Below are 23,136 nucleotides of genomic sequence, written 5' to 3' on the forward strand. Positions count from 1 at the left end.
CTCCGACGTGCCCGGGTCGCGCTACGCGCCGACCTTCGTGCCGTCCGCGCGTGCCGGATCGGCGTCCGGGGCGTTCGAGGTGTCCGGGTCGGCGGGTGCGTCCCCGCCCGGCATCTCCTTGATCGCGGCCACCGGGCCCCCGAGGAGCGTCAGACCGCCGATGATGCTGAGTGCTCCGGCGATGGCCAGGCCCCCGGTCAGACCGAGCGCCTCCCCGAGCGCGCCGCCCGCGAAGTAGCCGATGGACAGGGCGCCGTAGACCGCCGCCAGCGCGGTGCCGCTGACCCGGCCCATCTGCTCGTTGGGGGTGACGCCCTGCACCAGGCTCAGGACGTGGATGTCGAACATCGGGGACACGAAGCCGATGACGGCCTGGACCACGATCAGGCCGGCGAAGCCGGCGACCGCGCCGCCCGTCGGCACCAGGATGTACCCGGCGCCCAGCACGACCGCGGTCAGGACCAGGGTGCGGCCGACGGTGAGCACCTTGGTGACCATCTCGGACAGGACCGCGCCGACGATCACGAAGACCGACATCACGGCGAACGCCGCGCCGACCTGGCCGGGGCTCAGGTCGAGGACCTTGTACGCGTACACGATCAGCAGCGCGTCACCCATCGCGGCACCGAGGTTGACCACGACGTTGGCGGTGAACAGGCCGCGCAGGACGGGGCTGCCGAAGAGGGTCTTCAGGCCCTCCTTCATCTCCGCCTTGGCGGACGTCTTGGTCTCCTCCACCTTCGCCCGCGTGTCGCGGTGCCGGATGAGCAGCAGCGCGAGCAGCGAGACCAGGAAGGTGAAGGCGTCAGCCGTGATGGCGCGTGCCGCCCCGAGCAGCTGGATCAGCGCGCCGCCCGCGCCGGCGCCGACGGCCTCGGCGACGCTGCGGCTGATCTGGAGCTTGGTGTTGCCCTCGACGAGGTTCTCCGTGCCGATGAGCTGCGGCAGCCAGGACTGGTACGAGACCTCGAAGAACGCGGTCAGGATGCCGGCGAGACCGGCCACGACGTAGACGTGCGCCATCGTGACGGAGTCCAGCGCGAACGCCAGCGGGATGGAGCCCAGGGCCAGGAAGCGGCCCAGGTCCGCCACGATCATGATGCTGCGGCGCGAGAACCTGTCGGCGACGAGACCGGCGATCGGCGCCAGCAGGAGGAAGGGCAGGAAACGCAGTGCGCCGAGGACACCGACCTCGAACGCTCCCCCGTCGAGGAAGACGACCGCGAGGGTCGGCAGCGCAAGCAGGGAGATCTTGTCGCCGAAGTTGCTGACGGTCTGCCCGAACCACAGGCGGTTGAAATCGGAATGCCGACCGAGTGCCATGTCGACGCCCTTTTCTGATTGGGGACGGATTTGTCGGACGGCACTGACCGTAGGAAGGGCGGGTTAGGGGCCGGTTACGAATCCGGGCGGCCGGAGATCCGGTGTAGAGAGCGTATGAGAAGCGTTGTAGACGCCGGAGAAGCGCGCGATGTCGGCGCTCTCCCCGGCGATCCCCGCCGCCGTCGCGTCGTCGAAGGGCCCGCTCCCGGGGAAGGGCTCGACCACCGGTGCGCCGCCGCGCCGACCGCCCGACCAGGTGCCGACGGCCCACCCGTCGACCACGATCGTCGGCCGGATCACCCCGCCCCCGGGCCACACCCGGCGCTCGTGCTCGGAGGGCACCGAGAGCTCTCTGCGACGGTACCCGAGAAGGTAGTTGTCGTACGCGGGCAGCAGCCGCACATCACCTCGCGGAATGCCGTCCGCGTCCTGCGCGGGCGTCTCCCCGGCGGCCGCCCAGGCCTTCTTGCACGTACCCGCGCGCAGGCCCGACCAGTGGGCGAAGTCCACGGCGTCACTCGGCCCGTGGGCCGCGCGGTAACGACGGGCGAGCTCGGTCTCCGCGGCGGCTCCCGTGAACGGCAGCCGGCCGGTGCCCGGCACCCAGTCGTCGAGCAGGACGAAGGTGGCCTCACCGGCCCGCTGGGGGCCGTGGCAGATCAGTCCGGACAGCGCGGTGCGCCGGATGAGGTGGAAGGCCGACTGGCCCTTGGGCTCCACGCCCAACGCGGTGAGCCGCTCGGTCAGTTCGGCCCGGGTCAGCGGGCCCTCGCCGTCGATCGCCCGCACGACCAGCCGCGCGGCACGTTCGCACAGGTCCTCGTCCAGGCCGAGTTCGCGCAGCCGGCGCGCGCCGAGAGCCAGGTACACCGGGCCGAACAGGTTCAGCAGCCAGCGCGCGTCGGCGGCGGGGACGAGCTGGAGGGTGCCGCGCATGAACCAGCCGCGTACGGCGGTCCGTTCCACGTCGGTGGCCCGTCGTACGTCGTCGGCGGTCAGGCCCGCCACGCGGGCGCGCAGGCCGAGGCCCGCCGCCGCGAGGTCCTGCGCCTGCACGGCGAGGACCCGGTCCAGGGCGGCGGCGACCGTCGTCTCACGGGCCCGCCCCCCGATCGCCTGTGCGCGTGCCCTCAGCAGCCGGTCGGCAGTTCGTCGTTCCACGGTCTCCAGTCTTTCACCGACAAAGGGGTGGGCGGCTGCGGGACACCGCCCGCAGCCGCATGGTGTTCGAGGGCCGGTACGTGCCGGCCGAGGGGCCGGTCCGCCGCCGCGCTCAGCGCCTGCGGCGCAGCACCGCGTAGTAGCCCGGCAGCAGCAGTGCCTCCGCGTCGGACTGCGGGTCGATGGCGTGCAGCTGGATCGGGTGGTCCTCCAGAACCTCCCAGTCGTCCGCGGGGAAGGCGGCGCTCAGTTCGGGCCGGGTGAAGCGGTGGGAGTGCCGCACACCGGCGGCCTCCAGCGGCGCGACCAGGCCCTCGGCGCGGCCGCGCTTGCCGCCGACGAAGCCGAGGTAGCCGAAGGAGTTCCCGGAGTAGTCCGGCTCGTGGACGATCAGCACCCCGTCGGGTCCGAGCAGCCGCCCCGCGACGGCCGCGAGGCGGGCCCGGGCCGCACCGTCGAGGACGTGGAAGACACCGCGGACGAAGATGTTGTACGGGCCCTCGCCCAGGACGCCGGCCTGCTCGGCGTCGGTCATGTCGACGGCGTGGTAGTCGACGTTCGCCACGCCCTCCGCGCGGGCCTCGCGCACGGCGTGCTCGATCGCGCTGACGGACACGTCCACTCCGACCACCCGCGGGTAGTGCGGGGCCAGTTCGCGGCTGTAGCGGCCGTTGCCGCAGCCCAGGTCGATGACGGGCAGGTCGTCGCGGAAGTGCCGGCGGGCCTGGCCGAGCAGCCACCGGAACTCCTCGGTGCTGGCCGCGTCCCAGATGACGTCGCCGCCCCTGCCGGTGCGCCGGACACCCGCCCAGTAGCGCTCCCACGCGTCGCCGGTGTCCCGCTCCTCGACGGGCTCGGCGGCCTCCTCCTTCTCCTGGTCGCCGGGCGGCGCCGAGAGACGCTCCCAGGTCTCCTCCTCGCCGAGTGCCTCCAGCAGGGCGACGAAGTCACGGAACATGGACGGGACCAGTCCGTCCGGGTGGACGGCCGGCAGGTAGTCCCAGTTGAAGGTCAGGCCGCCGGCCTTCTCGAAGACCTGGAAGTCCAGCGAGACCTGCGGCGTCTGGGAGATGCCGTACACCGGCACGCCCAGCTCGGTCTCCTCGTACTGCGGCGGGTGACCGGCCAGACTCGTCATCACCACCGGCATCGCGGGCGCGAGGGTTCCGCGCATCTTCGTCAGCTCACGCAGCACCTGGACGCCGCTGAAGTAGCGGTGCTCCAGGTCGGCCCACAGCCTGCGCTGCACGGCCTGCGCGCGGCCGGCGAACGTGGTGTCCCGCTGCTCCACGGCGAGCAGCAGGGTGGTCGTGGTGTCCGCGAGCAGGGAGTTGACCTGGGGGTGCAGCGGAAGCCGGTTGAACAGCGGGAAGTTGATGGTGAACCGCGACTGGCCGCAGGCCCGGCCGAGGATCTCGGCGTAGGCGGCGGCCAGCACCCCGGACGGGGTCACTTTGCGGTCCCCGGCCCGCTCCTGGATGCGGGCCCACAGCTCGGCGGGCACGACGTGGCTGAGCCGTTCGAAGCGCACGGGCAGCACCGGGGCGCCGGCCGGGCGTTCGGGCAGGGCGGGGGCGGGCGGCAGGGTGGCGAGCCGGTCCCGCCAGTACCACTCGGAGCGGCGGTACAGCTCGCTGCCGCGCAGGGAGCTGCCGACGGCCAGCACGTAGTCGCGGAACGACAGCTCCAGCGGCGGCAGTTCGGCGTCCGGCTCGGTGTAGTACGCCACCAAGTCCGGGATCAGCACTTGGAAGTAGCTCCACGCGTCGGCCACGAGGAAGTCCAGGCACAGGTGGATGCGGGCGCGGCCGCCGCCGAGCAGGCTGATCCGCACGTCGAACAGCGGCCAGCCGTCGGCGTCGAGGACCTGGTGGGACAGCCGCTCGCGCAGCGCGTCCAGCTCCGCCTGCCGCTGCGCCGCGTCCAGCCCGCCGAGGTCGGTGACCGGGATGTCGTACGCGGGGATCTCCTCGTACACCTGCTGGGTGCCGTCGGGCAGGACGCGGGTGCGCAGCGCGTCGTGGCGCTCGACCAGTCGGCGCCACGCGGTCTCGAACCGCGGGACGTCGAGCCGCTCGCTCTCCCACTCGAAGTAGCCGTGGCAGCCCACGTTGCCCAGGTCCACCAGGCCGCCGCGGCCGATCCACAGGGCCTGCTGGCTCTCGGTCAGCGGGAACGGCTCGAAGCGCGCCGCCGGGTCCGGGACGATGGCGGCCAGGCCGCCGAACTCACCGCGCCCGCCGGTGCGTTCGCTCACGATGAGGGTGCCGAGTTCGGCGACGGTCGGGCAGGACGACAGGTCGGACAGGCTCAGTTCGACGCCGTAGCGGCGGCGGATCTCGTCGATGAGCTGGAACGCGAGCAGGGAGTGCCCGCCCAGATCGAAGAAGTTGTCGTGGATGCCGACGGTCTCGGTGCGGAACGCCTCGCCCCACAGGCGCACCAGCCCGTCCTCGACCTCGTTGCGCGGCGGCTCGTACCCGGCGCTGACGCCCTCGCGGGGCTCCGGCGGCTCGGGCAGGTTCTGCCGGTCGACCTTCCCGTTGGGCAGGCGGGGCAGCGCGGGCAGGACGACGACCGCGCCGGGGACCATGTAGTACGGCAGGGTGCGGGCCACGGCCGCCCGGATCGCGCCGGGGTCCGCGACCGCGTCGCCGTCGGCGGAGACGTAGGCCACGAGGCGTTTGTCGTCGGTGCCGCGCTCCTGGGTGACGACCACGGCCTCGGCGACCGTGTCGAGGCGGGCGACGTGCGTCTCGACCTCGCCGAGCTCCACGCGGAAACCGCGGATCTTCACCTGCGCGTCGGACCGGCCGAGCAGCTCCAGCGCGCCGTCCTCCCGGCGCCGGGCCAGGTCACCGGTGTCGTACAGCACCGGATACGGGTCGTCGGCGAGGACCCCGGACCGGAACTTCGCCGCCGTCAGCTCCGGGCGGCCGTGGTACCCGGCGGCCACCCCGGCGCCCGAGACGTGCAGCCGGCCGACCTCGCCGTCGGCGACCGGCCGGTCCTCCCCGTCGAGCAGGTGGACGCGCATGTTGGCGATGGGCACCCCGACGGGCACCTGGCGCTCGGCGCGGACCTCCGCGGGGGTGGCCTGGCTGGTGAAGTCGACGCCCGCGCCGAGATCCAGGCAGGTCAGCACGTTGGTCGTCTCGGTGGTGCCGTACGTCATGACCACCCGGAACGGCGTGTCGACCGGCGGCCAGGTGTGCACCCGCTCCGCCGTCGTCACCAGGATGCGCAGCGCCGTGTCGTGCGGCCAGTGCAGCCCCCACACGGGTTCCGCGAGCGCGGCGACCAGCATGGTGTGGGTGATGCGCTGCTCGCTCAGCCAGTCCCGGATCTGCTCCGGGGTCTGCGCCCGGCCCGCCTCCGGTATGTGGACCGCCGCGCCCAGCGGCAGGTACGGCAGCCACTCCATGATCTGCACCGCGAAGCCGGGCGTGGACATCCAGGACGCCCGGTCGCCGGGGCGCACTCCGTAGGCCCGCCCGGTCCAGTGCACCAGGTTGGTCAGGGCGCCGTGCCGCTCCAGGACGGCCTTGGGCGTGCCGGTGGACCCGGACGTGTAGATGAGGTGGCTGACGGTGTCCGGGCCGGTGGGCACACCGGTCGCGGTGTCCGGCCGTCCGTGCCCGGCGGTGGCCGCGTCGGCGCACACCACGCCCTCGGGCAGCCGCGGGACGGTCGCGGGTGCGGTGAGCACGAGCAGCGGGGCCGCGTCGGCGATCATCGCGGCGAGCCGGTCGTCGGGGTTGACGGGGTCCAGCGCCACGATCGCCGCCCCGGTCTTGAGAACGGCGAGAGACCCGATGACGTACTCGGCGCCGCGCGGGTAGCACAGCCCGATCCGCTCGCCGGGAGCCGCGCCCTCGGCGATCAGCGCGTGGGCCAGCCGGTTGGTGACGGCCTCCAGTTCCGCGTACGTCCAGTAGCGTTCGCCCTGGACCAGGGCCGGGGCGCCGGGGGTCCGGGCGGCCTGCTCGGCGAGGAGCCCGGCATAGCCGGTGGCGGGGAAGTCGGTGTCGGTCCGGTTGAAGTCGACGAGTGCGGTGGTCACAGCGAGGCCCTTTCTCGGCGTGCGAAAGCCCGGCTGCGCAGCAGCCGCACCGGGAGACTCTTGATCCCCCACGTGAAATTGGACGAGTTGAACTGGGCGGGCCCGGTCGGCTCGAAACCGTCCAGCGTGGCGAGCATCTCGGTCAGCAGCGCACCGAGTTCGAAGCGGGCGAGACGGGCGCCCAGGCAGAGGTGGCGCCCGTGGCCGAAGGCGACGTGGCGGTTGGGACGCCGGTCGACCCGGAATTCGTGCGGGTCGGTGAACACGTCCTCGTCGCGGTTGGCGGAGACGTTCCACAGCGTGACCCGGTCCCCGGCGGCGATGCGCGTGCCGGCGATCTCGGTGTCGCGCACCGCGGTGCGCAGGGCGTGCACCCCGGGCGTCGTCCAGCGCAGGATCTCTTCGACGGCCGGCGCGATGCCGGCGGGGCCGAGATCGCGCAGCAGCTCCCACTGCTCCGGCAGCGCGGCGAACATGTGCACCGCCCCGGCGGCGGAGTAGCGGGTGGTCTCGTTGGCGCCGGACAGCACCCCGTTGCAGTTGAAGACGATCTCCTCGTCGCTCAAGGGGCGTTCGGTGCCGTCCCCCTCGTCGACCAGGGTGTCGTACGCGATGTGACTGACCAGGTCGTCGCCGGGGCGGGCCCGGCGCTCCCCGAGCAGCTCGATGAAGTAGAGGAAGATCTCCGAGTGCGCGTTGCTGCGCACGGTCTCGTCGGGGGAGTCGAACGCGTCGGTGGTCAGCGCCCCGATCCACGCCCAGTCGGCGCGCGGGATGCCCATCATGGCGCAGACCACCCGGTTGGGCAGCTGCTTGGCGAGGTCGATGAAGTCCAGCTCGTCGAGCTGGGCGGCCTCGGCCACCAGTTCGCCGACCACCTTCTCGACGAGGGCCTCCAGGCGGGGCATCTGCTGCGGCCCGAACGCCTGGTACAGCGCCCGCTTGAGCCGGGTGTGCTGCGGGGCGTCGGAGACGATCAGCATCCGCTGGCTGACGGCCGCGACCGCCGCCGGGTCACTGCCGAGCCGCATGCCCCGCGCCGAGCTGAACGTGTCGCTGTCGGCGTACACGGCCATGATGTCGCGGTGCTTGCTCAGCACCCAGAAACCGTCGTCGCCACCGGGCTCGGGGTGCCAGTACACCGGCGCGTGGGCGCGCAGCCAGCTGAACGCGGACCAGAAGTCGTTGCGGGCGAAGGGCGCCGGGTCGAGCAGGTCGATCCGCATCTCAGCTGCCCCCGCCCCGCGGTGCGGTGGCCGTGGCGCGCACGCTGCGGGGGCGCGTGTCGCTCCAGCGGGCGTCCACGTGGGCGACGCACTCGTCCTCGGTGCCGCTGAACCCGTCCGGCGTCCAGCCGTCGGGCAGCTCGCGTGCCACGGGATACAGCGCGTACTGCTCCTCGTGGTTGACGAGGACCTGATAAATGGTGGGCACGACGTCCTCCGGGCTCGGTCATGGTGGGCTTGTGGCTCGGGCACACGGTTCTCGGGCAGGGGCGGATGTACGGGTCTCGCTCGTGACCTGACGTGACCTGACGTGACCTGACGTGACGTGATGTGACGTGATGTCAGGTGGCCTCGGCCTGCGCCGCGGCGGCGTGCCGCAGCAGCACGGTCAGGTGCTCGAGGAGTGCCTGCGGGCGGCGCAGCACGGCGTGATGGCCGCCCTGGACGCGGTGGACGCGGAAGGCCGCGGTGGTGACCGCTGCCCATCCGGCCAGGTCCTCCTCGCTGACGGTGTCGTCGCCCGCGGCCCGCCAGGCGTGCACGGGCACGGACAGGGCGGTGGCGGGGGAGTGGGTGTAACTGAGCGACAGCACCGCGTCCTTGCGGAGCATCGCGACCATCAGCGCGCGGGTGTCCTCGTCGAGGAAGGCGGGGTCGAGCCCGGCGGTGTCGAACAACTTGTCCAACTCGTCGTCGTCCTCGACGATGCCCCGCCCGGCGCCGTCCCAGTGGCCGGGGGCCCGGCAGGCGCTGACCACCAGCGCGGCGGGCCGCACCCGGCGGGCGACCTCGTAGCCGAGCAGCCCGCCGAAGCTGTGGCCGAAGACGACCAGGGGGCGTCCGCCGGCGACGACCGGCCGCAGCTCGTCGGCGATCGCCTCGACGGCCTCGCCGAACGTCCGCGGCATCGGCTCGCGCCAGCGGTTCTCGCGGCCCGGCAGCTGCGCGCCGTAGACCTGCCCGACTCCGGCGAGGGCCGGCGTCCAGGCGCGGAACTGCTGGCAGCCCGCGCCGGCGGGCGGCAGGCACAGCAGCGCCGGGAGCGCGGCGTCGTCCGGGCCGGACGGCCAGGTGGAGAGCCAGCGGCCCATGGCGTCAGGCCCCCTCGGCGGCGAGGACGGGTCCGGCCGTTGTGGGTGTGGTGAGGGCGGGTCCGGCGGCCCCGGATCCGGTGGCGAGCCGGTCCAGTTCGGCGGCGACGTCCGCGACGGTGGGAGCGGCGAGCAGCTTGCCGAGGGTGACCTGCAGCCCGGTGACCCGGCGGAGGTCCGCCACGACCCGGGCGGCGGCCAGGGAGTGTCCGCCCAGCTCGAAGAAGTCGGCGTCCGGCCCGGGGACCTCGCACTCCAGCACCTCGGCCCAGACCGTCATCACCTGGCGTTCCCACGCCGTGGCGGCAACCGGCTCCTGCGCCTGCGCCGGTGCCGTGAACCCGGCGGCGAGCGCCGCACGGTCGGCCTTGCCGGTGCCCAGGGTGGGGATGCGGTCCACCACCCGCACCGCGGCGGGCACCGCCGCCTGCGGCAGGAGCGCGGCGCAGTGCGCGGCGACCTCGGCGGCCAGCCGCTCGGGCGCACCGGCGTCCGGAGCGGCGACGACCGCGAGGCCCAGCGACTGGCCCGAGGTGAGCGGGCAGCAGGCCGCGGCGACCACGCCGGGCACCTCGGCGGCGATCCGTTCCACCTCGCCCAGTTCCACGCGGTGGCCCCGCACCTTCACCTGGTCGTCGCGCCGCCCCCGGTACTCCAGCTCGCCGCTCACCAGCCGGACCACCACGTCCCCGGTGCGGTACATCCGCGCCCCGCCGCCCTGGAACGGGTCGGGCAGGAACCGGGCGGCGGTCAGGCCCGCGCGGTTGCGGTAGCCGCGGGCCACGGCCGGCCCGCCGAGGTAGAGCTCGCCCTCGGTCCCGGCGGGCACCGGGTGCAGGTCGTCGTCCAGGACGTACGCCCGGTAGTCGGGCAGCGGCCGTCCGATGCTGCTCACGTCGTCCCCCCGCTCACTGTCGGCCCAGGTCGCCGCGATCGTGGCCTCCGTCGGTCCGTACACGTTCAGCAGCCGCCGGCCCCGGGCGTAGCGCGCGGCGAGCGCCGCCGGACAGGTCTCGCCGGCCACGACGACCACCTCCGCCTCGTCGAGCGCGCCGCCGTGGGCGGCCAGCAGCGACGGGGTCAGGGAGGCGGTGCGCAGCCCGGCGGGCAGCGGCTCCCGGCCCTGTGCGTCGGCGCGGCGCAGTCCGTCCAGGGACAGGTCCACCAGGGCGACGCCCTGACCGTGGACGAGGTAGAGCAGCGTGCACCACAGCCAGCCGTCGAAGGCCGGCGAGACGGCGTTGAGGCCGAGACCGCCGGACGGCAGCCCCACTCCGGCGAGCGCGCCGAGGAAGGTGTCCAGGCCGCGGTAGGTGACCTCGACGCCCTTGGGGCGGCCCGTGGTGCCGGACGTGTAGATCACGTACGCGCACGTGTCGGGCGCGGGGACGGTCACGGCGAGCTCTTCGCGGGCGGCGCCGGCCGGGGTGACCGTACGGATGCCCGTGAGGTCGAGCCCCTCGGGGACGTCCGCGGCCACCAGCAGGGTGGCCTGGGCGTCGAGCAGGACCGAGGCGAGCCGCTCCACCGGATGGTCCGGGTCGAGGGGCACGGCCGTTGCGCCGAGGCTCCACACCGCGAGGAGCGCGGGCACGCTCTCGCGGGAACGGCCGAGGAGCAGTCCGACGGCGCGCTCGGGTCCAGCGCCGGCCGCGGCGAGCGCCGCCGCGGTGGCGGCGGTGCGCGCGGTGAGGTCCGCGTAGGTCAGGGTGCCGTCCTCGGCGCTGACGGCGGGCGCGTCCGGCTGCTCACGGGTCCAGCGCGCCAGCGCGGCGAACAGCGGGGGAGCAGCTCCCGCCGACGGCCCGTGCGCGGGCCGCGGGGCCGGTACGGAACCGGCGTGCTGGGCCGTCATCCGTCGTTCCTCTCCTCGTCGGGGACAGCGGTGGGTGCGACCGTCGCGGCCGCCGGGGGTGTCGTGGCCGGCGCGGTGGCGCGCAGGCGCGGGCCGACCACGGGCCCGCCGTTCCCCCCGCGTTGCGGCAGCTGCATCGACTTGGTCTCCAGGAAGGCCTCCAGCCCGGCGGTCCCGCACTCCCGGCCGATGCCGGACTGCTTGAAACCGCCGAACGGCGCCGCCGGGTTGAACGACCCGCCGTTGACGTCGACCAGGCCGGTACGGAACCGGCGTGCGACGCGCTCGGCCCGGTCGTCGTCGCCGGACCAGACCGCGCCGTGCAGCCCGTACCGGGTGCCGTTGACGATCCGGACCGCCTCGTCCTCGTCGTCGTACGGGATGACGCACAGCACCGGCCCGAAGATCTCCTCCTGGCCGATCGTCGTCAGCGGGTCGACGTCGGCGAAGACGGTGGGCCGGACGTAGTAGCCGGTGGTGAGGCCGGCGGGACGGCCGGCGCCGCCGTGCACCAGGCGGGCGCCGCCCTCGGACGCGCCCCGCACGATGTAGTCGGTGACCCGGGCGTGAGCGGCGGCCGACACCAGCGGGCCGAGGTCGGTCGCGGGATCGCGGGGATCGCCCGTGACGTACCCGTCCATGATCCGTCCGGCCAGTTCGACCGCCTCGTCCTGGCGGTCCCGGGGCACCAGCAGCCGACTCCACTGCAGACATGTCTGGCCCGTGTTGAACAGGACCTGGTCGACGGTGGCGCCCACCGCTGCCCGCAGATCGGCGTCGGGCAGGACCAGGGAGGCGTTCTTGCCGCCGAGTTCCAGGTGGACCCGCTTGACGCCGTCGGCGCCCAGGGCCGCGACCCGGCGCCCGGCACGGGTGGAGCCGGTCAGCGACACCACGTCGACCAGTGGGTGGGTGACGAGGGCGGTGCCGACGGTGTCACCGGTGCCGACGACCATGTTGGCCACGCCGGGCGGCAGATCGGCCTCGGCGAAGACCTCGGCGAGGAGCCGGGCGTGCAGCGGCGTCAGTTCGCTGGGCTTGTGCACGACGGTGCAGCCGGCCGCGAGCGCGGGCAGCAGCTTCTGCACCGTCAGCAGCAGCGGCACGTTCCACGGCGTGATGCACGCGGCGACACCGGCGGCCTCACGCACCACCAGGGAGTGGCCGACCCGCTCCTCGAACCCGTAGGACGTGGCGGTCTCCACGCAGTGCGCCGCCATGCCGATCGCCAGGCCGACATGGGTCTGCAGCGCCATCCGGGACGGCGCCCCGACCTCGGCCGTGATGATCCCGGCGAACCGCGTGGCGTTGCGCTCCAGCCCCTCGACCACCCGCCGCAGCACAGCCGCCCGCTCCCGGGCGGGGGCGGCGGACCAGCCGGGGAAGGCGGTGGCGGCTGCGCGTACGGCCAGGTCGGCGTCGCGGGCGGTCCCCGCGGGCACCGCGGCGAGCGGCGCTTCGGAACTGGGGTCGGTGACCACCAGCCGGCGATCGGCGTCGGACGCCGTCCAGCGGCCCCCGATGAAGTGGTCGTCGTAGCGGGGCGGCACAGCGCCCGGGGACGGCTCGGCCGTCGGTACGGCGTAGCCCTGCGGCTCGGTCAGCACGGTCACGGTGGTTCCTCACTGGGTCGCTCGGTCACGGGATGCGCGGAGGCGGGACGGGTCCCGGGGCCGGCCCGGGACGGGGGGCGACGGCCCGGGGGCCGACCGCCGGACCGGTGAGACGGGGCGCGGGACGGGTGTCGGCCCGGGCAGCGGCGACGCGACTCGCGGCGTCCCCCGCGGCACGGACGGCGGCAGGCACTTCGGGTCGGACGCCGGGGCGGATCCCGGGCCGGGTGTCGGGGTGTGCCTGGGGTCGGGTGTCGGTGTGGGTGCGGGTTTGGGCTTCGGGTCGGGTGGGGGTTCGGGCTTGGGGAGGGGTGTTGGTCCGGTCTTCGGGGCGGAGGTTGGTGTGGGTCTCGGGTTGGGTTTCGGCGTGGTTGGCGGGCCGGGCGTCGGCGCGGATCTCGGGCCGGGTGTCCGTACGGGCGCCGGTACGAAGTTGGGGTCGGATGTCGGTGCGAACCTCGGGCACGGCATCGGGGCGGACGCCAGGCCGGACGTCGCCACGGATTGCGGGCCGGACGTCGGCGAGGACACCGGGCCGGGCGTCGGGCCGGGCGCGGCGTAAGGGGCGCGGGCGCAGTCCGGTGGAGGAACCGCCGGGTGCGGCTGGCGCCACGGCCGAACGCGCGGCGCGGGCTGTCGCGGACGGCAGGGCCGCGGGCAGGATCGCGTGCAGCAGCCGGTCGGTCTCCCGGGACGGCGCCACCGCGAGGTCCTCGCGCAGTCGGCGCGCGCACAGGTCGTACCAGCGGCGCACACAGGCGTGTTCGCCGCGCCTGCCGTGCGCCGTCATCAGCGCCCGGTACGTCTCCTCGTGGTGCCGGTCGATGCCGAGGGTGCTGCGGCAGACCTCGATCAGCTCCGGAAAGTCCTCACGTTCGGCGGCGTCGGCGCGCAGCACCTCCAGCGCGCGCAGCGCCAGCGACCGCAGGTACTCGCGCTGCTCGACCACCCAGTCCGCGCTCTCGCCACGCAGAAACTCCCCGGTGTACAGCGCCACGGCGGACCGCAGCCGTTCGCGGGCGGCACCCCGGTCGCCCGCGCCGGCCGCCCGGAGCCCGGTGTGCACCAGCTCCCGGAAACGGTCCACGTCCGACCAGAGGTCGGCGACGTCCAGGACGTAGCCGAAGTCGCGGTAGGACAGCCGGATCCCCGACGCGCACGGGCTGTCGGGGTGCGCGTCCAGGACCCGGCGCAGCGCGTGCGCGGCCACCTTCAGCGAGCTGTCCCCGGCGGAACGGTCGGAGCCCGGCCACAGCGCCTCGTACAGCCGCTCGCGGGTGAGGGTCTGACCGCGGTGGATCACCAGGAACTGGAACAGCCCGCGCGCCTTGCCGGCCCGCCAGCGCCGCACCGGGGCGCCGTTCACGGTCAGTTCGAAGTCGCCGAAGAAGCGGATGCGCACCGCCTGCCGTGCGATTCCGGTCACCGCGGTCGTCATCGCGTCCTCCCGGGGGCCGTCGTATGCCGTTCTGCCTGCGGCGAGTCTGTTCCCCGGCTCTACACGGGCCCTATACCGGCCGGATCCCGTTGCTGTAGGTCCGTCATAGAGCCGCTCCCCAGACTGAGTCTCCGATGGCCCGGGCCGCCGCCACCGGCGGTGCGCGGCCCCCGTCCGCCGGACAGGGGCCGGCCGCGGCCCGGGTCCGACCCGCCGCACGTCGCCCTTTCTCCAGCTCCCGGCTTCCGGCCGTGACTCCCGACTCCGAAATGAGGGCTGCTCCATGACCAGTACCGACACCCGACTCAAGAAGGTCGTCATCCTGGGCGGTGGCACGGCCGGCTGGATGACCGCCGCGTATCTCGGCAAGGCCCTCCAGGGCACGGTCGACATCACCGTCCTGGAAGCCCCGACGATTCCGCGGATCGGGGTCGGCGAGGCGACGGTGCCCAACCTGCAGCGCGCGTTCTTCGACTACCTCGGCATCGCCGAGGACGAGTGGATGCGGGAGTGCAACGCCAGCTTCAAGATGGCGGTGCGCTTCGTGAACTGGCGCACCGAGGGCACGGGTGAGGCCACGGCCCGGGAGCTGCCCGACGGCCGACCCGACCACTTCTATCACCCGTTCGGTCTACTGCCCGACTACGACCAGACGCCGCTGTCGCACTACTGGTTCAAGCGCAAGTACGAGGGGAGCACCACGGAGCCCTTCGACTACGCCTGCTTCCGCGAGCCTCCCGTCATGGACGCGATGAAGGCGCCGCGCTGGCTCGACGGCCGCTCCGCCACCCGCTACGCCTGGCACTTCGACGCCCAGCTCGTCGCCGACTTCCTGCGCCGCTTCGCCACCGAGAAGCAGAGCGTCCACCACGTCCAGGACGAGATGACGGAGGTCCTGCAGGACGCGCGCGGCCACGTCACCGCGCTGCGCACCCGTGGCGGCCAGGAACTCGACGCCGACCTGTTCGTCGACTGCTCGGGCTTCCGCGGGCTGCTGATCAACAAGGCGATGGCCGAGCCGTTCGTCGACATGAGCGACCACCTGCTGTGCGACAGCGCGGTCGCCACCGCCGTCCCGCACGACGACGAGGCCGGCGGCGTGGAGCCGTACACCTCGGCCATCGCCATGTCGTCCGGCTGGGCCTGGAAGATCCCCATGCTGGGGCGGTTCGGTACCGGCTACGTGTACTCCAGCAAGTTCACCGAGAAGGACCAGGCCACCGCCGAGTTCGCGGCGATGTGGGGTCTCGACCCCGAGACGACGGCGTTCAACCACATCCGCTTCCGGGTCGGCCGCAACCGCCGCGCCTGGGTGAAGAACGTCGTCAGCATCGGCCTGTCGTCCTGCTTCCTGGAGCCGCTGGAGTCGACCGGCATCTACTTCATCACCGCGGCCATCTACCAGCTGGCCAAGCACTTCCCCGACACGACCTTCAACCAGGGCCTGATCGACAGCTTCAACCACGAGATCGAGGTGATGTTCGACGACACCCGAGACTTCATCCAGGCCCACTTCTTCTACGCGCCCCGCAACGACACCCCGTTCTGGCAGGCCAACAAGAAGCTGACCCTCCCCGAGAACATCCAGCGAAAGATCGCCGCCTACCGGGCGGGGCTGCCCATCAACTCACCGATCACCGACGAGTCGACGTACTACGGCAACTTCGAGGCCGAGTTCCGCAACTTCTGGACCAACGGCAGCTACTACTGCATCTTCGCGGGCCTGGGCCTGGAGCCCGACGCGCCCCTGCCGGCCCTGGCGTACAAGCCGGAGTCGGTGGCCGGCGCCGAGCCGCTGTTCGAGACGGTCAAGCGCCAGCAGCAGAACCTGCTGGAGACGCTGCCCACGGCCTACGAGTACCTCAAGCGACTGCACGGGTAGCAGCGGCCGGGGCCGGGCGTGGCCCGGCTTCCTCCCTCGCGTCTCCCCGGCACCGCAGCACTCCGGCGCGGAACCGGCGGCCACCCCCGGACCGCCCCGGCTTCCGCCGCCGCTCCCAAGGCCCGGCGCCCGGCGTTGCAGTCAGCCGGGTGCCGGGCCGCACTGCATCGTCCTCCACAGGGAGTCAGACATGCCCAACTCCGCTCCGCACCCGGACACTCCGGACGGCGACGGCAACGAAACGGCCGCCGCCGCGGACCGCGCCGCACCCCGGGCTACGGACCTGCGGCCCTTCATGGCCGCCTTCCCCTCCGGCGTCACCGTCGTCACCGCCGTCGACGCCGACGGCCTGCCCCGCGGCATGACGTGCAGTTCGATGACGAGCGTCGCCCTGGACCCGCCCACCCTGGTGGTGTGCGTCCGCACGGCGAGCCCGACCCTGCGGGCCCTCCTCGATCAAGGGCAGTTCGCCGTCAACCTGCTGCACGAACGGGCCCGCGCGACCTCCGACCTCTTCGCCTCCGGAGCGCCCGACCGCTTCGACCGCGTCGGTTGGCGGCTGCCCCTCGGCGCCGGCGGCCCGCACCTGACCTCCTCCGCACACGCCATCGCCGACTGCACCGTCGTGGAGACCGCCGCCTTCGGCGACCACACTGCCGTCTTCGCACAGGCCCGCCGCATCAGCGTGCGCCCCACCGCACAACCCCTCCTGTACGGCCTGCGCCGCTACGCCGAGTGGTCCGCCGCCGCGTCCGGCCCCCCGCCGGCCGCGCTGCCGCTCCCGCCTCGTTCCGTCCCGGCCGAAGGAGCCGCCCGTGTCCGCAGCTGAGACCATGCGCGCCCTGCTCGTCGCCGTTCCGGCCGCCGTCCTCGCCTGCCAGGCCGGCGCGAGCCTGCTCAGACGCCTCGGCCAGCCACCCGTGATCGGCGAGATCACCATGGGCATCGTCCTCGGACCGTCCCTGCTCGGCTGGCTCTGGCCCGAGGCGCAGCACTGGCTGTTCCCCGAGTCGGTCCTGCCGTACACCTCGGTGCTGGGACAGCTCGGTCTGCTCGCGTTCATGTTCCTCGTCGGCCTGGAGCTCGACCTGGGCGCGCTGCGCGGCAACTCGCGCACCGCCGTCGCCGTCAGCCAGGCCGGTATCCTGCTCCCCCTCGGCCTGGGCGCGCTGCTCGCCTTCCCGATGTACGACCAACTGGCGCCCGAGGGCGTCGAGTTCACACCGTTCATGCTGTTCGTCGCGGTGGCCATGGCCATCACCGCCTTCCCGGTGCTGGCCCGGATCCTGGTGGACCGCGGCCTGTACGGGACTCCGCTCGGCGCCCTGGCGATGGCCTGTGCGGCGGTCGACGACGTGGCCGCCTGGTGCCTGCTGGCGCTGGTGGTCGCGTTCAGCACGGCGGGCTCCCCGCTCGACGCCCTGACCGCGGCGGGGTTCACCGTCGCCTTCGGTGCCGCCATGCTGCTGGTGGTCCGCCCCCTGCTCGCCCGGTGGGCCCGGGGGCGGGCGGACCGGGCGGGCGACGGGGCCGTGATGGTCCTGTTGTTCAGCGGCCTGAGCGTCTCCGCGCTGGCGACCGACCTGATCGGGGTGCACACGCTGTTCGGCGCGTTCCTGCTCGGCGTGGCCACACCGCGTGGCCACCGCCGCATCGAGGCGTCGGCCGCGCGGCTGCGCGCCGTGGTGGTCCCGGTGCTGCTGCCGCTGTTCTTCGTGCACACCGGTCTCAGCACCGAGATGGGGACCCTGGCCGCCGACCCGGCGCAGTGGCTGTGGGCCGGGGCGCTGCTGACGATCGCGGTGCTCGGCAAGTGGGGCGGAGCGGCCGGTGCCGCCCTGGTCTGCGGACAGCCCTGGCGGCAGGCGATGGCGATCGGCGCCCTGATGAACTGCCGGGGCCTGACGGAGCTGGTGGTGCTGTCCATCGGTCTGGAACTCGGCGTGATCGGCCCGGAACTGTTCACCATGCTGGTCCTGGTGGCCCTGATCACCACGGCGGTCACGTCGCCGGTGGTCTCCCGCTTCCTGCCGGCCCGGCAGGCGCTCCCGGTCCCGGAACCGGCTGCCGCGGCCGAGTCCCGACCCTGAGAACACGCGAGCACACCCGTCGCCACGGGAGAACGAGGCCGTCTCAAGGGATCCGTCGGCTCTCCTCGCGACTGCCTGTTGCGGCCCTTGGTGTCCCACCGCTCTTCCAGCAGGGCATGGACGAGGTGGACTGAGTACGTCCACGAAAGCCTTGTCGTCCCATGGAACCCGATTCGTCAACGGTGGTGTACGAGCGCCCGAGAGCCTGCTCCCCAGAGGTCGTCGAAATCGTCAAGTGCATCCCGGCGCGCCCCGACGCTCCGGCGTCAGCGGCTCCGCACCACCTCGACGAGCATGCCTGTGCACACTGGAGCGGTCCTCAAGGCGGAGGAACGAGGGGGAGGGGAGAAGGGTCGGTTCAGCCCGGCTTGAGAAGTCCGGCTTCGACCCCGGCCCTGCCGAAGGCGCTCGCGAGCTCGGCGAGATGCTCACAGTGAGCGTCGCCCAGGGCGGCGTAAGCGGGAAGGGCCAGGCGTTCCGTGCGGTCCTCGATGTGCCGCCGCAGAATGGCGCCGCCCGTGCTGAGGGACTCGCCGTCCAGGAGACCCGCTCGCGCAGCCGCTCCTGGGCGCCGGCCCACTCCTCCTCGGGCCAGGCGCGGCTCGCCCTGGCAACGCGGCATGCGCGGCGAAGAGCGCCGCGGCCCTGCCCATGGTCGCAGGCCGCCTCGGCGGCCCGGCGGGCCAGAGATGACCAGCCAGCTCGATGGATGCTCGGCCGAACGCGGCGCTGCGGGACCCAGCTCTGCGTACCGTCGCCTCGCCTCGGGGACGAAGTAGATCGTCCCGTGTACCGGCTCCAGCCCGCGCCAGGCCGCGCGTGCTGCCTTCGTGGGTCACCTCTGTGGAGAGCCGGCGAACGGGGTATGCGCTGACATACCTCCCAGCGTGGACAGCGGGTGCGCGTGTCCTTCGAAGAACGTCGGCGCCGAGCGCGCTGTGACGGGTCATGAACGCCTCGGCCGGGCACGACCTGGGCCGCGATCTCCTTGCGCCTCGCGGCGACGAAGTTGCGCACCATCGGATACGGGATCGCCTCGCCGCACTCCTCCTCGATCCGTCCGACGATCCGCCACTCGGTGTGCCGCTGCTTGCGCGCGGCGCATCGAGGTCAGCCCGCAGCCAGGCATCGACCGCCTGCTTGTAGGGCTCGATCCGCTGCGAGGTCCGTACCGGCCGCCGCGGGCGGGCACCGGCGAAGCCAGTGCCTCGCGCACGAGCCGACGGTGAACGCCGTACTTCCGCGACAGAGCCCGGATCGACATCTGCTGCTGCCAGGTGTCCCGCCGGGTCCGGTCAGACAATTCCTGCTTGGACAAAGACATCGACGGCACTGCCCCTGCCGGAGACCACAGGAACCGTCTCACTGCGAGAGCCGGGTGGGGTCACCCCCGGTCACCGTCCCTCAATGCGCCCGTGCGACCCGTCAACTCGGGCTGGCGGACGCCAACATGCCGGGGCCAAGGAACGATGTCACAGCCAGGCCGGCGCCGGCTGACTGCCACCTTCGCGAGGACGAGCGGGAGAAGCCTGTCGGCGACACCGGTTGCTGATCGACCGCGTGAATGGCCGAGGGGTCACCCCGCGTCTCCGGAATCACAGCAGGCCAGTGGCTGACACCGCGCCTTCCGCCGCGCCAGGGCCGGGTCTTCGCCGCAGCCGCGATAGACCACGGCTCAAGATCCTGCGGCTGGGGCTCGCGGCGGGGTCAGACAGGGCAACCGTGCGGCCCCGGACTCGGCCGCGACGGCGGATGACCAGACATCCGCTCGTCAGACTTGACGTGTTGTCGGCCGGTCTGCCTGCCTGCCCGGCGGGGTTGGGTAGCCGCCGATCACGGGCAGGGGCGGCCCCTGAGCGGAGACGTTCTGGGGCCGCTGTGCACGCGCCCCCGGAGGGCCGGTCGGTTCTCTGCGGCTGCGGCGGTGCCGAGTTACGGGCGTGGTCCAGTCAACGCTGGTAGTACGCCATGGTCATCACGTCGGGCTTGACCGTGACGACGGCTTGGGGCCGCGGCGGGCGGGAGGTGAGACGGAAGGCCGGCCAGAGCTGAAGGATGGTCGCCAGAATGATCTGGAGCTCGCTCCAGGCGAAGTTCTCCCCGATGCACTTGCGGCGGCCGTCGCCGAAGGCGAGGAAGGAGCCCCGGGTCGCTGTGGCCCGTTCGGGTGTCCAGCGGTCCGGGTTGAAGGTGTCCGGGTCGGGGAAGTGGGCCGGATCGTGCTGGTGCAGGTAGGGGCTCCAGACGACGTCGGCGCCCTGGGGGATGTGGTGGCTGCCGAGAGTGATGTCGCGGGTGGCTGTCCTTGTCACCATCCACGCGGGCCCGTACTTGCGGACGGCTTCCTGCAGGACCTGGCGGGCGTACGGGAGGCGGTCGAGGTCCTCGTAGTCCAGTGGCCGCTCGCCGCACACGGCGGCGAGTTCGGCGCGCAGGCGCTGTTCGACGTCAGGGTGCCGGGTGATCTCGTACAGCGTCCACGCCAGGGTGGTGCCGGTGGTCTCGATGGCCCCGGTCAGCAGGGTGATGGCCTCGTCTTGCAGCTGCTGACGCGTCAAGGGGTCCTCTGCGGTCAGCAGGGTGGCGAACAGACCGGCCTGTTGCGCCTGGGCGGCATGAGGGCATCCTGCGGGATCAGCCGTGGTGGCTGTGGCGGCGGGGCTCGGCTGGGCGTTCTGGTGGTGGTCGATGGCCTGGTCGATGAGAGCGCGCAGCTGTGCGACGCGTTCGGCGTGCGCACGGTTGGCGGGCAGAGGCAGATTGTTGATCCACGAGGGGAGAACGGTCTGACGGATGGTCCCCTTCATGATGGCGGGCATGAGGGCGGTGAACTCGGTTTGCAGGTGCTCTGGCAGGTCTGTGCCGAACAGGGCGGTGAGGAAGGCGGCGAGGGTGATGTCGTTCATGTCGGCGTACACGTCGCGGTGTTCGCCTTCGGACCATGCGCCGACCATGGCCCGCACTCGCTCGATCATGGCGGTGCCGCGGGTGGCGATGTGGGCCTTGTTGAACATTGGCTGCATCAGGCGCCGGTTGCGCAGGTGTGTGTCGCCGTCGGCGACGGTTGCCAGACCGTCGCCGAAGAACACCCGTAGGGCGTCGATGATTTTGCCGCCCTTGGCGAAGTGAGCTGCGTCAGTGACCAGGACCCGGCGGGTCAGTGCGGGGTCGGTGACCACGTATGCGGGCGTCGGCCCGATCCGTATGCGCACGACGCTGCCGTGCCGGCGCAGTGATGTGATGAAGGGCAGTGGATCGCGGGCGAGTCGGTGCGCGTGTCCGATCAGCGGCAGGCCGCCGGGCGCGGCAGGTGCGGGGGCAGGTACGGCAGTCGATGCTGTCACGGCCTTGGCACTCCTCGTAGGTGGGGGCTGCGGCCGATGCATGCCCATGAGCACGTCGTGGAATGCGGTCCCGGAGTGATCAGTGCGTCACATGCGACCGCTGCCGCGCACAAGCTGCCTGTTCTCAGTCGTTGTCCGGCTTCGGGGCGCTGCTCGCGGAGGCCACCTTGGGGAAGGAGCCGAGGCGTCACTTTTCGACGATGTAGTGCACGGTCTGCCGGCTCCCCTGTACGCCCCGCGCGGTCTCCCCGTAGGTGTAGGGCCGAGGAATACGTCCGCTTGGTCTGCGCGTTGTGGGGTGCTTGAGCCGCGTTGTACGCAATGAGGCCAGTCGGGCGAGACGACGGGCTCTCGCTGCGTCCGTGGAGGGGGGCGTCTTCCGGCGGTGCGCCGTGAAGGAGAGCCGTTAACGGGGCGGTTCGATCCCGTGGCATGGGTGATCTTCTCCGCGCTGAGCAGGACAGCGAGAATCTCCCGGCCCGTGGCTGGCAGGCTCTGCTCCTGGTGTCGGAAACCCTTCAGCAGTGCGGTCAACTCGTCGGCTACCGGCGTGGGTTCAGCCGGGGTTGACTGGGGCTCGGCCTACCGGGGCTGCGCATCGGTTCACCCGGGCTCTCCACAGCTGGCCGGCGGGACGCCGCCAGAGCCATGAGCTACCTTGATCGCTCTTGTATGCGACCGGGGGCCGAAGGCCGCACGCATCGGGCGTGCGCCCGTGAAGGCTGGCCCCGCTGTTCCGTGCCACTGAAGGTTGAAAGCCACATCCGACGCCCTGGGGTGAAGAACCGTACGAAGGGCCCGCCCTTTGCCGGTCGACAACGTAGGGAAGGTTCACCACCCAGGGAGGTCACGGGTCAGCCTTCGTCCGCTCTGGACAGGGCTTCGGTGATCATGCGGGTGGCGAAGTCGCGGTCGTCGGTGAGTCGGTTGATGTGCTCGGCGAGGAGGAAGACGGTGGCTTCCAGGGGATTGAGCTCGTCCTTGGTCCAGTATCCGTACTGCTTGCGCCACAGGCTGGGGCTCAGGCCGGTGCCGGCAGCGACGAGCAGACCGGCCATGGTGGGGATGGCCTCGGGACGGACGCTCTTGGGCATCATGCGCAGCGTGGCCACGAGATTGGGCACCACGCACTCGATGACGTCCTTGCCGTGGTCCTCGTAGGCCATCCGTAGCCACTGCATGAACATGTAGATCAGCGTGCACGCGCCGTCCAGCATGTCATCGACCCCGCCGGGGCCCAAGGAGGCGGCGAACTGGTCGGTCAGCGCCTGTTGTTCGGCGTCGGTCTCGGTCTTGTTGTCGTAGATGGCTTTGAGCCGAGAGTCGATCATCATGAGCGCTGCGCCTACATCGCCGGCGGGGGCGTGCTGGGGGTCGCAGGGCGATGACACAGGATTCCTCCTTGGCTGGCCGTGGGTAGCGCGGCGTGGCCGTACAGTAGCCCGCCGATGATGCGCAGGTCTGACGAATCCCCTGAAAGGCCCTTTGTGCGGCCGTATTCGGATCGGTCGAGGGTGCCCTGCGCCAGGGCAAACGTCCCTACGTTCTTCCAAGGGATCGGGCGAGCCCCTTCGTATGGTTCACCCGGCCAGGGGCGTCGGGTGTGGCTTTCAAGCTTCTGCCGCATGTGGCTGTCGTCCGTGGGAGGCCCACCAGCAGCACACCGCACGGAGGCACTACCTGGCCGCGATCTGGGTCGGCATCGAGGCAGGCGAGACCCACCACCACTGCGTCTGCAATCGACGAGAGCGGCCGACGGCTGCTGTCCCGACGCGAGGCCATGACGAGTTCGAACTACTCGAACTACTCGCAGACGTCCTGGCCCTGTGCGACGAGGTGACCTGGGGCAGCGACCCGGCCGAGCCCTGCGGCAGTGGGTCCGGCAGGCCGAGGCCGACGCCGGTGACCGGGACGACCGGCTGACCACCGCCGAACGCGAGGAGCCGAAGCGCTCCGCGAACAAGTGAAGGGGAAGCCGTACTGGACCCGGCGGAAGCGGCGCCCTCTGTCGACGGCGTGCAGGGGCTGATGTCCTGGGAGGAGGCGAGCC

At 72.4% G+C, this 23,136-nt stretch carries 16 protein-coding genes; 4 read left to right on the top strand and 12 right to left on the bottom strand.

All coding sequences use genetic code 11. The annotated features are described in order from the left end of the window. Positions 1-21: 21 nt before the first annotated feature. The 9 genes from KWI83_RS24030 to KWI83_RS24070 form a co-directional block, all read right to left on the bottom strand. Positions 22-1,323, bottom strand: coding sequence for an MFS transporter (locus tag KWI83_RS24030; RefSeq protein ID WP_218516461.1), 1,302 nt, complete (start codon positions 1,321-1,323; stop codon positions 22-24). Positions 1,324-1,386: 63 nt separating this feature from the next. After that, a complete protein-coding gene (locus KWI83_RS24035) occupies positions 1,387-2,484 on the bottom strand; it encodes a winged helix DNA-binding domain-containing protein (protein WP_218516462.1) in 1,098 nt (365 codons plus the stop codon). Positions 2,485-2,596: 112 nt separating this feature from the next. Continuing rightward, the gene (locus KWI83_RS24040) at positions 2,597-6,547 is read right to left on the bottom strand and encodes a non-ribosomal peptide synthetase (protein ID WP_218516463.1); all 3,951 of its coding nucleotides are present in this window, start codon (positions 6,545-6,547) and stop codon (positions 2,597-2,599) included. Next, positions 6,544-7,773, bottom strand: coding sequence for a cytochrome P450 (locus tag KWI83_RS24045; RefSeq protein WP_218516464.1), 1,230 nt, complete (start codon positions 7,771-7,773; stop codon positions 6,544-6,546). Before KWI83_RS24045 ends, KWI83_RS24040 begins: the two co-directional genes overlap by 4 nt. Before the next feature lies 1 nt (position 7,774). After that, on the bottom strand, positions 7,775-7,981 hold the full coding sequence (locus KWI83_RS24050) for an MbtH family NRPS accessory protein (protein ID WP_218516465.1): 207 nt from the start codon (positions 7,979-7,981) through the stop codon (positions 7,775-7,777). Between the two features lie 133 nt (positions 7,982-8,114). Then, a complete protein-coding gene (locus tag KWI83_RS24055) occupies positions 8,115-8,864 on the bottom strand; it encodes a thioesterase II family protein (RefSeq protein WP_218516466.1) in 750 nt (249 codons plus the stop codon). Between the two features lie 4 nt (positions 8,865-8,868). After that, positions 8,869-10,719, bottom strand: coding sequence for a non-ribosomal peptide synthetase (locus KWI83_RS24060; protein ID WP_218516467.1), 1,851 nt, complete (start codon positions 10,717-10,719; stop codon positions 8,869-8,871). Beyond that, on the bottom strand, positions 10,716-12,269 hold the full coding sequence (locus tag KWI83_RS24065) for an aldehyde dehydrogenase family protein (protein WP_218516492.1): 1,554 nt from the start codon (positions 12,267-12,269) through the stop codon (positions 10,716-10,718). Before KWI83_RS24065 ends, KWI83_RS24060 begins: the two co-directional genes overlap by 4 nt. 88 nt (positions 12,270-12,357) lie before the next feature. Beyond that, positions 12,358-13,770, bottom strand: a complete 1,413-nt coding sequence (locus KWI83_RS24070) for a BTAD domain-containing putative transcriptional regulator (RefSeq protein WP_218516468.1) — start codon at positions 13,768-13,770, stop codon at positions 12,358-12,360. Between the two features lie 283 nt (positions 13,771-14,053). Between KWI83_RS24070 and KWI83_RS24075 the strand changes: the two genes are divergently transcribed. The 3 genes from KWI83_RS24075 (at position 14,054) to KWI83_RS24085 (ending at position 17,742) form a co-directional block, all read left to right on the top strand. Then, entirely contained in the window at positions 14,054-15,652 is a 1,599-nt protein-coding gene (locus tag KWI83_RS24075) for a tryptophan halogenase family protein (protein ID WP_218516469.1), read from the top strand. A gap of 190 nt (positions 15,653-15,842) precedes the next feature. Continuing rightward, positions 15,843-16,481, top strand: a complete 639-nt coding sequence (locus tag KWI83_RS24080) for a flavin reductase family protein (RefSeq protein WP_256362730.1) — start codon at positions 15,843-15,845, stop codon at positions 16,479-16,481. After that, positions 16,468-17,742, top strand: coding sequence for a cation:proton antiporter (locus KWI83_RS24085; RefSeq protein ID WP_308122148.1), 1,275 nt, complete (start codon positions 16,468-16,470; stop codon positions 17,740-17,742). Before KWI83_RS24080 ends, KWI83_RS24085 begins: the two co-directional genes overlap by 14 nt. Positions 17,743-18,100: 358 nt before the next feature. Here KWI83_RS24085 and KWI83_RS24090 read toward each other — a convergent pair whose 3' ends face one another. The 3 genes from KWI83_RS24090 to KWI83_RS24100 all read right to left on the bottom strand — a co-directional run bounded on the left by KWI83_RS24090 (position 18,101) and on the right by KWI83_RS24100 (position 22,477). Then, entirely contained in the window at positions 18,101-18,322 is a 222-nt protein-coding gene (locus KWI83_RS24090) for a hypothetical protein (protein ID WP_218516470.1), read from the bottom strand. 1,369 nt (positions 18,323-19,691) lie between these two features. Next, the gene (locus KWI83_RS24095; RefSeq protein WP_308122149.1) at positions 19,692-21,086 is read right to left on the bottom strand and encodes a cytochrome P450; all 1,395 of its coding nucleotides are present in this window, start codon (positions 21,084-21,086) and stop codon (positions 19,692-19,694) included. An 854-nt stretch (positions 21,087-21,940) separates the two neighbouring features. Then, positions 21,941-22,477 carry a hypothetical protein gene (locus KWI83_RS24100; protein WP_218516471.1) on the bottom strand — a complete coding sequence of 179 codons (537 nt, stop codon included), beginning with the start codon at positions 22,475-22,477 and terminating at the stop codon, positions 21,941-21,943. Between the two features lie 435 nt (positions 22,478-22,912). Here KWI83_RS24100 and KWI83_RS24105 point away from each other — a divergent pair, with 435 nt between their 5' ends. Continuing rightward, positions 22,913-23,053, top strand: coding sequence for a hypothetical protein (locus KWI83_RS24105; RefSeq protein WP_218516472.1), 141 nt, complete (start codon positions 22,913-22,915; stop codon positions 23,051-23,053). Positions 23,054-23,136 lie beyond the last annotated feature (83 nt).

Origin of the sequence: Streptomyces sp. TRM70350 (assembly GCF_019219825.1) — a bacterium.
Classification (GTDB): domain Bacteria; phylum Actinomycetota; class Actinomycetes; order Streptomycetales; family Streptomycetaceae; genus Streptomyces.

What these genes read in the sequence shown, in the direction of transcription:
- KWI83_RS24030 (WP_218516461.1), bottom strand. Translation starts at nt 1,323, where the DNA reads ATGGCACTCGGTCGGCATTCCGATTTCAACCGCCTGTGGTTCGGGCAG.
- KWI83_RS24045 (WP_218516464.1), bottom strand. Translation starts at nt 7,773, where the DNA reads ATGCGGATCGACCTGCTCGACCCGGCGCCCTTCGCCCGCAACGACTTC.
- KWI83_RS24055 (WP_218516466.1), bottom strand. Translation starts at nt 8,864, where the DNA reads ATGGGCCGCTGGCTCTCCACCTGGCCGTCCGGCCCGGACGACGCCGCG.
- KWI83_RS24060 (WP_218516467.1), bottom strand. Translation starts at nt 10,719, where the DNA reads ATGACGGCCCAGCACGCCGGTTCCGTACCGGCCCCGCGGCCCGCGCAC.
- KWI83_RS24070 (WP_218516468.1), bottom strand. Translation starts at nt 13,770, where the DNA reads ATGACGACCGCGGTGACCGGAATCGCACGGCAGGCGGTGCGCATCCGC.
- KWI83_RS24075 (WP_218516469.1), top strand. Translation starts at nt 14,054, where the DNA reads ATGACCAGTACCGACACCCGACTCAAGAAGGTCGTCATCCTGGGCGGT.
- KWI83_RS24080 (WP_256362730.1), top strand. Translation starts at nt 15,843, where the DNA reads ATGCCCAACTCCGCTCCGCACCCGGACACTCCGGACGGCGACGGCAAC.